This window comes from Streptomyces sp. NPDC017979 (assembly GCF_044328175.1).
Taxonomy (GTDB): domain Bacteria; phylum Actinomycetota; class Actinomycetes; order Streptomycetales; family Streptomycetaceae; genus Streptomyces.
Genome location: NZ_JBIRGU010000012.1, coordinates 1 through 13,876, shown reverse-complemented (window position 1 = coordinate 13,876; position 13,876 = coordinate 1). Strand labels below are relative to the sequence as shown.

Here is a 13,876-nt window from a genome sequence, read left to right as displayed (position 1 = left end):
GACTCGGCGGACGCGGCGGACGGGTTGGCGGACTCGGCGGGGTCGGTGCTCATCGCGCTTGGCTCCAGGGGTCCGTGGCGTGCGGGTGGTCCGTCCCCAGGGTCACGTACGCCGCGCGACGACGAGGTGTCGGGGGCCGCGCAACAGGGGACTGCGGCGGTAGGGCGGCGGGTCCGCCACCAGGCTCGGCTCGACGAGGTGCCGCAGGAGTTCGGTGAGGGCGATCTGCGTTTCGACGCGGGCGAGCGGCGCGCCGTAGCAGGAGTGGATCCCGCTGCCGAAGCCGAGGTGCTGGTTGTCGGCGCGCGTCGGGTCGAACCTGTCCGGGTCGGTGAAGCGCAGGGGATCGCGGTTGCCGGCGGCGAGCGCGAGGATGAGGGGCACGCCGCGCGGCACGGTGACGCCGGCGACATCGACGTCCACCAGCGGCGTGCGCTGGGGCAGCAGGTGGACGGGGGGCTCGTACCGCAGCAGTTCCTCCACGGCGGAGGGTACGAGTTCGGGCTCGGCGCGCAGTCGCCGCAGGGCGTCGGGGTGGCGCAGCAGGGTCAGCATGCCGTTGGCGATCAGGTTGACGGTGGTCTCGTGCCCGGCGATGAGCAGCAGCACGGCGGTGCTCATCAGCTCCTTCTGCGTCAGCCCGCCGTCGGGGCCGTGGTCGTTGACGAGGGCCGAGAGCAGGTCGTCGGTGGGGTGGCCGCGGCGGCGGTCGGCGAGGGCTCCGAGGTACCCGGCCATCGCGTCCCTGGCGGCCACGGCGGCGCGGCGCTGTTCGGCCAGGTCCTGGCCGGGCGTGGGATCCGTCGCGGCGATCATGGTGTCGGTCCACTCGCGGATCTGCGGCACGTCCTCGTGCGGTACGCCGAGCAGTCGGCAGATGACGGTCACGGGGAGCGGGTGGGCGAAGTCGTCGACGAGGTCGATGCGGTCCCGGGTGCCGAAGCCGGCGATCAGGTCCCGGGCGATGTCGGTGATCGACGTGCGCAGGGCGTCGATGCGCCCGGGGGTGTGCGGCGGGCCGAAGGGGCGCATCGCGATGCCGCGGAGCCGTTCGTGCTCGGGGTCGTCGAGGCTGATGAAGGCGGGCGTGCGGGCGTCGGGGCCGACGACGAGCGGATCGGGGTCGGTGCGGTTGCGCGCGTCCGAGCTGATGCGGGGGTCGTGCAGCAGGGCGCTGATCTCGTGGTAGGTGCCGACGAGGTAGCTGCCGTCCTGCTGCTCGGCGACCTTGTGTTCGCGCAGTTCCGCGTAGAGGGGGTAGGGGTCGGCGCGGTTGGCGTAGTTGGTGATCCGTTCGAAGAGCGTGGCCGCGGACGGCTGGGAGGGGACGTCGGAGGAGTCGGCGGGAGAGGGGGCGGGCATCGGGGAACTCCTGGGGTGCCTTGTTCAGGTCTCGCCGCTCAGCAGCGTCAGCCGCCGGTCGGGGGTGTGGCCGGTGAGGGCGACGGTGGGGCCGTGGGAGAGCAGTGCGGGGTCCGGGACCTCGGAGGGCAGGGGCGCCGCCGCCGGGTCCTGGTCGGCCGCGCCGTGCGGCGGGAAGGGCGCGCCGGCCTCGATCAGGGCGAGGTAGTGGTCGAGCCACTTGGCGCGGTTGACGCTGACGGCGGCGGTGATGCGACCGCGGTAGCCGTACGCCGCCACGAACCGTCCCTCGTCGGGCGATCCCTGGGCGAAGACGACCCGGTCGGAGAAGGTCGGCACCCCGACGGACTTGATGTTGAGCCCGAACTGGCTGGACCAGAACGCGGGCACGGTCAGATGGGGGCGGCGGTCCGAGGGCGGGCTGACCATGTTGTGCGCGGCGACCTCGGCCTGGGCCACGGCGTTGCCCCAGTGCTCCAGGGAGAGCATCTGGTACTCGAACAGCGGGTGCGGGAAGCGTGCCACGTCGCCGGCGACGAAGACGTCGTCCGTGACGATGCCGTACATGTCGAAGGCCCGGCAGCCGGCGTCGCAGGCCAGCCCGCGCACGCCGGCGGCGAGCCCCGATCCGTCCAGCCACTCCACGTTGCGCACGGCGCCGAGGCAGACCACGGCGACGTCCGCCTCGATGCTCCGCCCGTCCGAGAACTGCGCGCCGGTCAGCCGGCCCCGGCGGCCGACGAGCCGGGTGACCGTCACTCCACAGCGCAGGTCGACGCCGTGGGCCCGCTGCACGTCGGCGGCGAAGCAGCCGAGCCGGCCGCCGAGGGCGCCGACCAGGGGCGCCGGGCCGCGTTCGGCGACGGTGGTCTCGATGCCGCGCGCCCGGCACGCGGAGGCGACTTCGGAGCCGGTGAAACCCGCTCCGATCACCAGCACCCGGCGCGGCCCGGCGTCCAGGCGTTCGGCGAGGGCTGCTGCGTCCGCGTCCGTACGGACCGTCAGCACCCCGTCGAGCCGGGCCTCGACCGCGTCGGGCCAGGGCCGGGCGCGCGTTCCGGTGGCGATGAGGACCCGGTCGTACGGGACCTTCTCGCCGTCGGCGAGCAGCACCTTCTTCGCGGCCACGTCGAGGCCGGCCGCGGGGACGCCGAGGTGGAAGCGGGCGTCGACGGGGCGTCGGCGCGGCAGCCCGGTGTCCGCGGCCCGGACCCGGCCCAACAGCACCTGCTTGGTCAGCGGCGGTCGGTCGTACGGGGCCCGGTGCTCGTCCCCGATCAGGGTGAGCGACCCGGCGAACCCTGCGTCGCGCAGCGCCTCGGCCGCCCGCAGGCCGGCCAGTGACGCGCCGACGACGACGATCCGGCCGTCCGCGTCGCCGGTCGGTGCGGCCTCAGGCACCGTCGGCTCCGGCGCGCTCGCCGAAGGACACGGCGCCCACCGGGCAGGCCGCGACGGCGCTGCGGACCCGTTCGTACTCCTCGGGAGCGGGTGCGCAGGCGTACCCCAGGGCTTCGTCGCCGCGCAGTTCGAACACCCGCGGGGCGAGGAACACGCACTGGGCGTAGCCCTGGCACCGGTTGAGGTCGACGACGATCCGCATCACGTGCTGCTGCTCCTCCGCTCGGCGGTGAACGGGCTAGAGGATACGTTTCCTCCCCGTTCCGCCCGCTCGGCGCGGCCGAGGTCGAACGCAGAGCACTTCCGATGGCCGTACGCGCGACCGCCCCGGGCGAAGGGCCCGGGGCGGTCCGTTGCCGTTGCTCGACCGCGACCGGCCGGCGACCGATTCGGTCAGTCGGTCAGTCGGTCAGTCGGTCAGTCGGTCAGCGGATGTTGACGTCGATGCAGGCGTAGAAGGCCATCGGCGTGTCGGCGATGTTCCACACCGCGAGGACCTTCTGCTTTCCGCTCGCGCCGCCGAAGTTCACCGAGTGGGAGACGGTGGCGCCCGGCCGGGCTCCGCCGTCGTTGAACTCGGCGACCTTCTGCCCGCCGACGTAGTACTGCCACGTGCTGGTGGCGTGCTGCGCGGTGAGGCGCCAGTTGAAGGTGGTCGACCGGCCGACGTCGGTGACCTTCCAGCCCCTGCCGTCGTCGTCGAGTTCGCTGAAGCGGCCGTTTCCGCCGCTACAGCTCCGGAGTCCCTTGGGACCCTCCACGCTCTGCGGCTCGTACTTGATGTCCCCGCAGGGGACCGTGCGGGCTGCGCACTGCGCCTGGCGGCTCGGTGGCGAGGAGATGTACCCGTGCGCGCTTGCCGTGTTGGCCGGCAGCATGACCGCCAGGAGCGGGGCGACACCCGCACCGATGGCGACGGCCAACTTCTTGCTTCGCTGCATGTCAGCTCCTAGAAGTGTGGGGAGGAGCGTGCAGGGCGCGACGGCGGTCGGCCGGTACGGCGGCGGGCGTGGGGCACCAGCCGCCGGGGGATCCCCGGAAGGGCCGTCGTCGAGCCCATTTGGTCTGGACCATACCCCCTATTGATGGTGAACAGTCAATAGGTTGAACGTGCATCGGCCCGATCGGATTCAGCGATCGGGCCGATGGATCACGCCTCAGGCGGTCACAGGGTCGACTTGAACAGCAGACGGTTCGGGGTGCCGGTGACGTTGCCCCGGATCACGTTGGCCGTGCTGTTGTTGATGAGCCAGTTGTTCAGCGTGGTGCTGGCGGTCTCGCCGTTGGCCGCCTTGTAGAGCGCCGCCACACCCGCGACGTGCGGCGCGGCCATCGACGTGCCGCTCATGCTGGTGGTGCCGCCGCCCATCCGGGTGGAGGTGACGTTCACGCCCGGCCCGTACAGGTCGGTGCACCGGCCGTAGTTGCTGAAGCCCGCCTTGTTGTCGCCGGAGTCCGACGCGGCGATCGAGAGCGCGTTCGGCGCGCTGGCCGGGGAGAAGTTGCAGGCGTCCTGGTTGTTGTTGCCCGCCGCGACCGTGGTGTGGACGCCGGAGTTCGCCAGCGCGGTGGCGGCGTTGTTGAGCGCGGCCGAGTAGCCGCCGCCCAGGGAGGCGTTGGCGACCGCGGGCTTCGCCGCGTTCTGCCGGACCCAGTCGAAGCCGGCGATGATGGCGGAGAAGGAGCCGGAGCCCTGACAGTTGAGCACCTTCACGCCGCGCAGCTGCACGCCCTTGGCGACGCCGTAGGTCGAGCCGCCGACGGTGCCGGCGACGTGCGTGCCGTGGCCGTTGCAGTCCTGGCCGTTGCCGCCGAAGGCGTCGAAGACGTTGCGCGCCCGGCCGCCGAAGTCGGGGTGGGCGGTGTAGATGCCGGAGTCGATGATGTACGCCGTGACGCCGGCACCGGTGCCGTTGTAGGTGTACGTGGTGTTGCGCCCGGTGCGCTGGTCTATGCGGTCCAGGCCCCAGGGCGCGTTGCTCTGCGTCGCCGCCGACGCGGTCTGCTGGTCCTCCTCGATGGACGCGATCCGCGCGTCCCCGCGCAGCGCCGTGAGCTGCTTCGGGGTGAGGGAGGCGGCGAAGCCGTTGATGACCTCGTCGTACACGTAGTCGGGGGCGATCGACCGCGCCTTCGCGACGGCCGCCGCGTCGGCGCCCGCCTTCACGGTGACGATGTACTTCCCCTTGATCTCGCTCGCGGCCGGGGCTTCGGCGACCGCGACCAGCGGGGTCGGCGCAGGGGCGGCCGAGCCGGTGGAGGGGATCAGGGCGAGCGGCAGGGCGAGGCCGAGGGCTCCGGCGGCGACGCCGCCGAGGTGGGTTCTGCGCATGGAGGGCTGACACCTTTCGTCGTCCGGCCGCACGGGTGCCGTGGGCCGGGGAGTGGGGGAACGCACCCGGGTCGCAGAGGACTTGGGGGACCTCGGACGAGCCGGACTCGGGCGCGGGAAGGTGGGACAGCTCGCCGCTACGGCGGCGGTGATGGTGCGCGGCACGACGGCGGAACGGCGACGGAGGACGGCGACGAGGACCGTCGGACCTGACCATCCGTCCCTCGTGACGGCTTGTCAGAGTCGCGCTCCGACACGGCGGTTCGGGAGCGGGGTCGCCGCTTATCGGACCTCCGTGTCCGCAGTGCGATCGACAACATACCCCGTCAACACACCGTTGACCATGGTTGAAATGGGCATGACCGAACAGCGATACTGCTGTCTTTGTGCCCAGCCCATCGTCGAGCCCACCGGTCCGGTGAAAGGCACCCGACCAACGGCACACGGCCGTCGCGATCGCACGTCACCGCGCCGCCGACGCCCCGTCGTCCGCCGTTGGTTTCTCTCCAGATCCCCCCGTCTCCCTTGATCCGCACGACAGGGGGATCCTCTAGGCTCGTTCCCCATGGGGAATGCGTACGACGATCTGCCCGCGGACACTCACGAAGTGCAGCTCCCCGGTGCCGCGTCATGAGCGTCCTGTTGCAGCTCACCGACGTGCAGCACGGATACGACGGCCAGTCGGTCCTCAACGGGGTCAGCCTCGGCGTCGAAGCCGGCGAGTGCGTCGTCCTCCTGGGCGAGAACGGCTCGGGGAAGTCCACCCTGCTACGGCTCGCCGCCGGACGGGAGGTGCCGGAGTCGGGCAGCGTCACGCTCCGCGGCACCGCCGTCGACGAGGACGACTGGGCCGTGCGCGCCACCGTCGCGGCCGTCATGGACACCGGCACCGGCTATCCCGACCTCAGCGTCCGCGAACACCTGATGCTCGTCGCCCTCGCGCACGGACTGGCCGACGACGCGGACGAAGCGGTGGACGACATGTTGGCCGAGCACCATCTCACCGCCCGTGCCGACGCGCTGCCGCACCAACTGTCATCCGGCCAGACCCAGCTCCTGGCGCTGGCCCAAGCCTTCATCCGCCCCGCCGAACTCCTCCTGCTCGACGAGCCGGAACAACGGCTCGACTCGGACGCCCGCCGCCGGCTCGCCGAGCGGTTGCAGTCCCTGAAGGAGCAGGGCACCGGCGTGCTCCTCGCCACCCACAACCGCGAGTTGGCGAAAGCCGTGGCCGACGCCGAGTACACCGTCTCCGGCGAGGGCCTGCTGGTCGCGGGCGGGTCCGGTGACTGAGCTGGAGACGCGTCCCGGGCCGACGCTGGACGAGGCCGAAGCCGCCCGCGTCACCGGCGCGGTGCTGGCACGGCTGCGCATGGTCCGCTCGCTGCGCCGCGAGGAGCGCCGCAAGAGCATCGCGTACACCCTGTACTGCACGGCGCTGCTGTTCGTGATCTGGGGGCTGCCGCTGCTGTTCGCCGCAGCGGACGCCGGCTCGGACGGCCGGCTGCGGGGCGCTGCGGCCGAGCGGGTGCTGTCCGCGCTGCCGACGGCGCTGCCGGCCGTGCTGGCCACCGTGACGCTGCTGATGGCCGGGCGGGCGCTGTGGCAGGGGCCGGTGCTGCTGGAGCGGGCGGCCCTGTCGTGGCTGCTGCCGCAGCCCGTGCTGCGCCGCGCCCTGCTGCTGCCCCGCTTCGTCGTCGCCGCGGTCACCAGCACCGCGATCGCGACCGGTGTCGGCGCCGTCGGCGGATTCCTGCTGCACGCCATCGGCGCGGGCTCCTGGTGGGTGGCGACCGGCGCGGGCGCGGTGGCGGGTGCCACGGTCGGCTTCGTCGGAACGTCCCTCGCCACCGCCGTCCAGCGCCACTGCGAGAAGCCGCAGTTGGCGCGCCGGTCGTGGATCCGGCTCACGGCGTGGGCGGTCGTGGCCGTCCTGTGGCTCCTCGCCGGCGTCTCGCTGGTGCACGGAGAGTGGGCCGCGGAGCACGTCGTGCCCTGGTCGGGCCCGTGGGGCTGGGCCGCGCTGCCGCTGACGGCCCTGGTGGACGGCGGCCCGCCGCCGGTGGTCGGCTGGGCGGGGGTCGCCTTGTCGACACTGGCTCTGGTCGCGGCCGGCCGGGTCGGCGCCGCCGCGGCGCCCCGCATCCCCACCCGGGTGCTGCGCAAGCAGGCCGGCACCGCGCTGCGCGTCCAGGCGTCCCTGTACTCCCTGGACCTGCGGCAGGCGCGGGCGGCCGTACGCGCCACGCGCCCCCGGGCCGCGATCTCCCTGCGGCTGCCCCTCCCCCGCCGCGGTTGGCTCCTCGTGCCCTGGCGGGACGCGACCGCGCTGCTGCGGGCGCCGGGGCGGGTGGTGTGGGCGGTGGTCTGGGCAGCGGCGACCGTCGCCCTGCTCTGCCCGGCCGACGCCCCCGCTCCGGTGCTGCTGATGGCGCTGCCGGCCGGCTACCTGGCCGCGGCGCAACTGGTGGAGCCGGCCCGGCTGGAGACGGACGACATCCGGCGCTCGGTGCACCTGCCGTGGCCCGCCCGGGTGCTGGCGCTTTGGCACGCTCTGGTGCCGTCGGTGGCGCTGCTCGTCCTGTTCGCCGCGGGCGCAGGGGCAGCCGCGGGCGCCGGCGTCTGGTCGGAGCGGCTGCTGGTGTTGCCGGCGCTGGTGCCGGCGCTGGTCGGTGCCGCGCTGATCAGCGCGTACCGCGGCCCCGTGCCCGTCCACTTGATGATCGGTTCGATGACGCCGCTCGGCGACACGGGCCCGCTCGGGGCGCTCGTGTGGCAGGCGCGCGGCCCGCTGGTGGCCCTCGGGTGCCTGGCCGTCGTGGACGGCCCGCTGCGCGGCGCCGAGTTGGGCGTGGTGGCGATCCTGTGGCCGCTGGCCGTCGGCGCCGGGATGGCGTGGTGGCTCGGGAAGACGGCGCGCCGGACCATCAGCGGCCGCTGAGTCGCGGGCGCCCGCAGGCGGGGGGCCCCGCCGTCTCGCAGTGGGCCACCACGCCCTCGTCACCTCATGGATCAGTGGGTGGTGAACAGCAAGTACTCCTTGGCACCGCTGGGATTCTGAATGGCCAGGGCCGTGGGCTGGTTGGTGCTCATCTTGCCGCTGGTCTGGCCGACGTTGTTCGAACTCTGCAGGATCCGCCCACCGCTGAAGATCTTGACCACCCCGTCCGTGCTCTCGGTCCGGGTCAGCAGGGTCCACACCTGATCGTTGTGGAGCTTGATCGCACGCAGGACCAGCATCGGCTGTTGCAGAGGCTGGGTCGTGTAGGTCAGACCGCCCCGCGGTCCGCGGTCCACGGGCTGATCGATGATCTTCGTGCCCTTGTCCAGAACGACGGTGCCGTTCTGGGTCACGTCCAGGGCCGAGCCGATGGAGCTGTTGGTGGAGCCGTTGCCCTCCCGAAGGTTGTCGGGGGAACTGTTCAGGGCGGTGATCAAGTCGTCGACGGGCGTCTGCAGGCTCGCCGCGGTGTTCCCGGCCGTGCTGATCAGGCTGTCGATGGCCCTCACCTGCGCGACCGCCTGCCCATGGCTGATGCTGGCCACGTTGTTGAGCGCCGTGGCGTTGGGCGTGCCCGCGTGGCTGTCCGCCGTGGCTCCGTGGGGGAAGACGGCATCGACGAGCCCGTAGAGGAAGCCGCCTTGGTCGGTCCGGCCGGTCTGGAGGTACCGGTTGACCGGCCCGATGACGCTGTTGCAGATCTCCTCGTAGGAGATGGTGTGACAGCGTGCGTTGCCCGTCACCAACGTCATGTACTTGTCGACGCCATTGACCCATCCGGCCCTGCCCGACTTGACCAGCACGCTTCCCTGGACCTTGGAAAGGCGCTGCACGGCGGCCGGCGCGGACTTGGGTGCGGGGCCCGCGCCGGCCTCCACGGCGGGCGGCTGGCCGCTGAGGGCGCGGTGCGCATTGGCCTCGGCTTCGCGTTCGAAGCGGTCGGCGGGGTCGGAGACCTTCAGCCCCGAGCCGTTGTCCGCGCCCGCGACGGGGCCCTGACGCTGCTGGATGACGTGGGTCAACTCGTGGGCGAGGGTGTGCCGGTCGCCTCCCCCGTCGCCGATGACGACGTGGTTGCCGCTGGTGTAGGCACGGGCGCCGATCTCCGCCGCGGAGGCCCTGGCGGCACCGTCGCTGTGGATGCGGACGTCGGAGAAGTCCGCGCCGAGCCGCGCCTCCATGTCGGTGCGGGTGGTCGCGTCCAGGGGACGCCCGGGGGTGCGCAGCACGTCGTGGACGGCGGAGCGCTGCACCGCGGCGGCGCCTCCTCCGCTCTCCTGGTGGCCGCAGCCCGCGGAGTGCTCGTGCTTCTCCTGGACCCACGAGTGCCCGGCGGCGCGCAGCATCTGGACGACGGCGGCGTTGCCGGCCGCGCCCTGGAGCTTCAGCAGAGCGTGCGGCGGCGCGGGGGATGACGCACGGGGCGGGGTGCGGCCGGCGCCGGCCCTCTTGTCCCGGGCGCTCTTGTGGTCGTGCAAGGAAGCCTCGCTCTGTTGATGGTCGTCGCCCTTCGTGGATACCCGGTGGGAAACCGTCGGCGCCAGGTGTGCACGCGCACCACCGGCGGACCGGGCGGACCGAATTGACTGCCCGTACGGGCAAGGGCGCGGCGTGCGTCGCCGCCAACCGGCTTCCCCGTGTCAGTCCCCTCCCGCCCATGGGCCGGGCGGAGCTTTCCGGACCCGACCTAGTCTGATCGGGTGACCACCGATCTCACCCTGCTGTCGCGCGTCGCCTACCGCGGGCGGGAGGTCACCGCTCCCCTGCTCCGTGGGCTCCTGGCACTGCTCGCCGGCGACGTGCGCCGGGGGTGCAGCGTCGACCGGCTCGTGGCCGGGCTGTGGCCGGACGTGCTGCCCGAGCGCCCGACGAAGGCGTTGCAGGTCCTCGTGGCCCGGGTGCGGAGGCAACTCGGCCCCGACGTCCTCGTGACCACCCCCGCCGGTTATCGGCTCGCGCTCGCCGAGGACCGGATCGACAGCTCTGCGCTGCTGCTGCACGCGGCCGCCAGCGGCGACCGGGCCCGGGCCGGGGACCACGCGGCAGCGCTGGCCGCGGCCGAGGCGGGGCTCGCGCTGTGGGACGACATCCCCGACGAACCCGGCGCCCTCGGCGGCCCCGTGGCGGAGCTGCGCGCCGAACGCGCGCCCGTCCGCCGCGAACTGGCCCGGGCCCGGGCGCTGGCGCTCGCCCGGCTGGGGCGTCGCGCGCAGGCCGCGGGGCCGCTGGCGCTGGCCGCTGCGGAACGTCCGCACGACGAGGAAGTGCTCGCCGAGCTCCTGCGCTGCGAGGCGGCGACGGCGGGCCCGTCCGCCGCCCTGACGCGGTTCGAGGCGTACCGGCGCGGGCTGCGCGAAGACCTCGGCACGGATCCCGGCGCGGCGCTCGGAGCCGTTCACCGGGAGTTGCTGCGCGGCACGGCGCCGGCGGCCAGGTACGGCGTACCGCACGAACCGAACCCGCTGCTGGGGCGGGACGCGGACGTCGCGGCGGTGGAACGGCTGTTGGGCGCCTCCCGCGCCGTCACCGTCCTCGGCCCCGGCGGGCTCGGCAAGACGCGACTCGCCCACGCCGTCAGCCGCCGCGCCGGGCAGCGCCTGGTGTGTTGCGTACCGCTCGCGGGCGTCGGTGCGGACGAGGACGTGGCCGCGGAGGTGGCCGCCGTGCTCGGAGCGGGCGAGGGCCGGCACGGCGCGACCGACCGGCTGCCCGGCATCCTGCGCGCGCTGGGCCCGGGTTCCGTGCTGCTGGTGCTGGACAACTGCGAGCACGTGGTCCGGGGCGCCGCCGAACTCGTACGGACCCTGCTCGGGGCCGTCGAGGACCTGCGGGTGCTGACCACCAGCCGTGCACCGTTGGGCCTGACGTCGGAGGCGGTGTACGCGCTGCCGGCGCTCGCCCCCGACACCGCGCAGGTGCTCTTCGGCCAGCGCGCACGGGCCGCGCGGCCGGGTGTGGCGCTTCCGCCGGACGCCGTGGCCGACCTGTGCCGTCACCTCGACGGGCTGCCGCTCGCGGTGGAGTTGGCGGCGGCCCGGGTGCGGGTGCTGTCGGTGCCGGAGATCGCCCGGCGCATCGGTGACCGGTTCGCCCTGCTGCGCGGCGGGGCGCGGGACGCGCCGGCGCGCCACCGCACCCTGCACGCGGTGGTGGAGTGGAGCTGGAACCTGCTCGCGCCGGACGCCCGAACGGCGCTGCGCACGCTCTCCGTCTTCCCGGGCGGCTTCTGCGCCGAGGCGGCGGAGCACGTGCTCGGCGAAGACGCGCTGTCCCTGCTGGACCAGTTGGCCGGGCAGTCCCTGCTCACCGTCGTCGACGGCCCGGGCGGCGTACGGTTTCGGATGCTGGAGACCGTCCGCGAGTTCAGCGCGGCCCGCCGCACGGAGGCCGGCGAGGACGAAGTGGCCGTGCGCCGGCTCCTGGCCTGGGCCCGGGACTTCGGCGGCGCGCACCACGACGTGCTCTTCGGCCCGGAACCGTCGGCCGCCTGGGCGCGGATCGGGGCCGAGAAGGACAACCTCGTACTGGCCCTCCGGCACGCCCTGGCCCGCGCGGACGGGCCGACCACGGCCGCCGTGACCGCGGTCCTCGCCGCGCTGTGGACCACCGACTCCAACCACCCCCGGCTCGCCGCCCTCGCCGCCGACACCGGACGGTCGCTGTCGCACTTCCGCCCCGCGCCCGAGCACGTCGACGTCGTCCGCACCGCCGCGGTGCTGTGTGCAGCGAGCCTGCTCATGGGCTACCGGCCGCACGCCGGAGCCGTACGCCAACTCGTCACCCTGCGCCGGCTGCCCCCGGCACCCCCGGACACGCTGCTGCGCGCCGCCGCCGTGGTGCTCGGCGCCGTCCCCGAGATGGTGCCGCCCGACTACGGCGTGCTGCGCGGGCTCTGCGCCAGCGAGCAGCCGCTCGTGGCCGGCATCGCCGAGTACGTCGCCGGCCACGTGTGGGAGGGCGCGCACGACATCGAGCGGGCGCTTGCGTCGGCGCACCGGGCGGCCTTCGTCCTGGCGTCGGTACCACAGCCGTCCGTGCAGGTCATGACGTACGCCAGGCTGGGCGACATGTGTCTGCACGCGGAGCGGGGCGAGGCCGCGTACGGGCACCTCAAGGCGGCGCTTGAGGCGCTGCCGCAGCTCGGTGACGAGCACGACGCGATCGGCATCCGCAGGGGCCTCGCGCTCGCCTGCCTCCAGCGCGGCGCGTGGGACGAGGCCGAGCAGTGGCTGTTGCTGGCGGAGGGCGCCGGCTCCCCCGACCTCGGCGGGCGTGCCGAACTGGCGCTCGCCCGCGGGCGGACGGCGGAGGGGCTCGCACTGTGGCGCAGCGCGGTGGAACAGGTCGCCGCGGCCGCCTCCGGCCAGGTCCGGCTCGACCCGTGGGCGCTCCAGGTCCAGTCGGTGGCGGTGACGGCGCACGCGTACGCCGGGCGGCTCGACCCCGTCGGGCATCTCGTGGACGGGCTGCGTTCGCGGCTCGACGCGCTGCTGTCCGGCCCGTCGGGCCCGCCCGGGCAGCTCCCGGTGATCGGTACGGTGCTGCACGCGCTCGGGGCGGCCCGGCTCGCGGCCGGTGACACCGGTGGCGTTCGGGCGCTCGCGCTGGCCGAACGGCTGCGGGTGCTGCGGGAGTTCCAGCCGACGATGTCCACGGCCCATGCGCGGCGGGCGGCCGAAGGAGCCGACGGGGCGGCGTACGCCGACGCGGTGTCGACGTACGCCGCCCTGGGACGTCAGGAGTTGCGGGGGGCGGCCCGGGCGCTCATCGCGGGTCCCGGTCGTACAACCGCTTCGACCAGTACGAGCCGAGTGCGGTCAGGGCCAGGCACCAGGCGACCGTGAGCCACCCGTTGGGGCCGACCCCGGTGCCGAGCAGCAGTCCGCGCAGGGTCTCGATGGCCGGGGTGAAGGGCTGGTGTTCGGCGATCGGCTGGAACCAGCCCGGCATCGCGGCCACGGGGACGAAGGCGCTGGAGACGAACGGCAGGATGACCAGCGGTACGGCGTTGTTGCCGGCCGCTTCTCCGTTGCGGCTGACCATGCCCACCGCGATCGCCAGCCACGTCAGCGCCAGGGCGACCAGCGCGAGCAGCCCGTAGGCCGCCAGCCACTCCAGGGCGGTGGCGTCGGTGGAGCGGAAGCCGATGGCGACGGCGAGCACACCGACGACGGTCACGCTCGTCAGCGCCTTCACCACGCTGCCGATGACGTGTCCGATGAGCACGGAGCCGCGGTGGATGGCCATGGTGCGGAAGCGGGCGACGATCCCTTCGGTCATGTCGTCGGCGATGGACACCGAGGTCCCGACCAGGGTGGTGCCCAGCGTCATCACGAGGATGCCGGGGACGAGGTAGCCGAGGTAGTCGGAGCGGTCGGCGCCGCCGCCCGCGATGCCGGCGCTCATCGTGTCGCCGAAGACGTAGACGAAGAGCAGCAGCAGGACGATCGGCATCAGGACGACGTTCAGGGTCAGCGCCGGGTAGCGCCAGGCGTGCAGCAGGTTGCGGCGGAGCATCGTGGTGGAGTCGCGGACGGCGAGGGTGAAGGTGCTCATCGGACGGGCTCCGCCTGCCGGGTGTTGGTGGTGAGGGCGAAGAAGACGTCGTCGAGGTCGGGGGTGTGGAGGGTGAGTTCGTCGGCTTGGACGTTGGTGGAGTCGAGCCAGTCGAGGATGGCGCGGAGTTCGCGTTGGCTGCCGTCGCTGGGGATCTGGAGGGCGAGGGCTTCGTCGTCGCGGGTGACGTCGGTCAGTGCGGTGGCGGCGCGCTGGTAGGCGGT

10 protein-coding genes and 1 pseudogene are annotated in these 13,876 nt (G+C 73.6%); 3 read left to right on the top strand and 8 right to left on the bottom strand.

Features of this window, described 5'->3' with window-relative positions; genetic code table 11:
- Positions 1-102: 102 nt before the first annotated feature.
- The 5 genes from ACH4E8_RS26645 to ACH4E8_RS26625 all read right to left on the bottom strand — a co-directional run bounded on the left by ACH4E8_RS26645 (position 103) and on the right by ACH4E8_RS26625 (position 5,095).
- Positions 103-1,362 (bottom strand): cytochrome P450, encoded by a 1,260-nt coding sequence (locus ACH4E8_RS26645; RefSeq protein ID WP_398452606.1) that lies wholly within the window; start codon positions 1,360-1,362, stop codon positions 103-105.
- Between the two features lie 24 nt (positions 1,363-1,386).
- Positions 1,387-2,763 carry an NAD(P)/FAD-dependent oxidoreductase gene (locus ACH4E8_RS26640; protein WP_398452604.1) on the bottom strand — a complete coding sequence of 459 codons (1,377 nt, stop codon included), beginning with the start codon at positions 2,761-2,763 and terminating at the stop codon, positions 1,387-1,389.
- Positions 2,756-2,965 (bottom strand): ferredoxin, encoded by a 210-nt coding sequence (locus tag ACH4E8_RS26635; protein WP_398452603.1) that lies wholly within the window; start codon positions 2,963-2,965, stop codon positions 2,756-2,758. Before ACH4E8_RS26635 ends, ACH4E8_RS26640 begins: the two co-directional genes overlap by 8 nt.
- Positions 2,966-3,188: 223 nt before the next feature.
- A complete protein-coding gene (locus ACH4E8_RS26630; protein WP_361547264.1) occupies positions 3,189-3,704 on the bottom strand; it encodes a lytic polysaccharide monooxygenase auxiliary activity family 9 protein in 516 nt (171 codons plus the stop codon).
- A gap of 224 nt (positions 3,705-3,928) precedes the next feature.
- The gene (locus ACH4E8_RS26625) at positions 3,929-5,095 is read right to left on the bottom strand and encodes a S8 family peptidase (RefSeq protein ID WP_398452601.1); all 1,167 of its coding nucleotides are present in this window, start codon (positions 5,093-5,095) and stop codon (positions 3,929-3,931) included.
- Positions 5,096-5,725: 630 nt separating this feature from the next.
- Between ACH4E8_RS26625 and ACH4E8_RS26620 the strand changes: the two genes are divergently transcribed.
- Positions 5,726-6,388, top strand: a complete 663-nt coding sequence (locus ACH4E8_RS26620) for an ATP-binding cassette domain-containing protein (protein WP_398452599.1) — start codon at positions 5,726-5,728, stop codon at positions 6,386-6,388.
- Positions 6,381-8,036 (top strand): DUF6297 family protein, encoded by a 1,656-nt coding sequence (locus tag ACH4E8_RS26615; RefSeq protein WP_398452597.1) that lies wholly within the window; start codon positions 6,381-6,383, stop codon positions 8,034-8,036. The genes ACH4E8_RS26620 and ACH4E8_RS26615 overlap by 8 nt, the downstream gene beginning before the upstream one ends.
- A 71-nt stretch (positions 8,037-8,107) precedes the next feature.
- Here ACH4E8_RS26615 and ACH4E8_RS26610 read toward each other — a convergent pair whose 3' ends face one another.
- Positions 8,108-9,574 (bottom strand): DUF4157 domain-containing protein, encoded by a 1,467-nt coding sequence (locus tag ACH4E8_RS26610; protein ID WP_398452594.1) that lies wholly within the window; start codon positions 9,572-9,574, stop codon positions 8,108-8,110.
- A gap of 222 nt (positions 9,575-9,796) precedes the next feature.
- Between ACH4E8_RS26610 and ACH4E8_RS26605 the strand changes: the two genes are divergently transcribed.
- Entirely contained in the window at positions 9,797-12,940 is a 3,144-nt protein-coding gene (locus tag ACH4E8_RS26605; protein ID WP_398452592.1) for an ATP-binding protein, read from the top strand.
- Here the strand turns inward: ACH4E8_RS26605 and ACH4E8_RS26600 are convergent.
- On the bottom strand, positions 12,861-13,652 hold the full coding sequence (locus tag ACH4E8_RS26600) for an ABC transporter permease (protein WP_398452590.1): 792 nt from the start codon (positions 13,650-13,652) through the stop codon (positions 12,861-12,863). The two genes, ACH4E8_RS26605 and ACH4E8_RS26600, sit on opposite strands and share 80 nt — an antisense overlap.
- A pseudogene (locus tag ACH4E8_RS26595) lies at positions 13,649-13,876 on the bottom strand (ABC transporter); the annotation flags it as partial. The pseudogene ACH4E8_RS26595 and the gene ACH4E8_RS26600, both read right to left, overlap by 4 nt.

What these genes read in the sequence shown, in the direction of transcription:
- ACH4E8_RS26645 (WP_398452606.1), bottom strand. Translation starts at nt 1,362, where the DNA reads ATGCCCGCCCCCTCTCCCGCCGACTCCTCCGACGTCCCCTCCCAGCCG.
- ACH4E8_RS26635 (WP_398452603.1), bottom strand. Translation starts at nt 2,965, where the DNA reads ATGCGGATCGTCGTCGACCTCAACCGGTGCCAGGGCTACGCCCAGTGC.
- ACH4E8_RS26630 (WP_361547264.1), bottom strand. Translation starts at nt 3,704, where the DNA reads ATGCAGCGAAGCAAGAAGTTGGCCGTCGCCATCGGTGCGGGTGTCGCC.
- ACH4E8_RS26625 (WP_398452601.1), bottom strand. Translation starts at nt 5,095, where the DNA reads ATGCGCAGAACCCACCTCGGCGGCGTCGCCGCCGGAGCCCTCGGCCTC.
- ACH4E8_RS26620 (WP_398452599.1), top strand. Translation starts at nt 5,726, where the DNA reads ATGAGCGTCCTGTTGCAGCTCACCGACGTGCAGCACGGATACGACGGC.
- ACH4E8_RS26600 (WP_398452590.1), bottom strand. Translation starts at nt 13,652, where the DNA reads ATGAGCACCTTCACCCTCGCCGTCCGCGACTCCACCACGATGCTCCGC.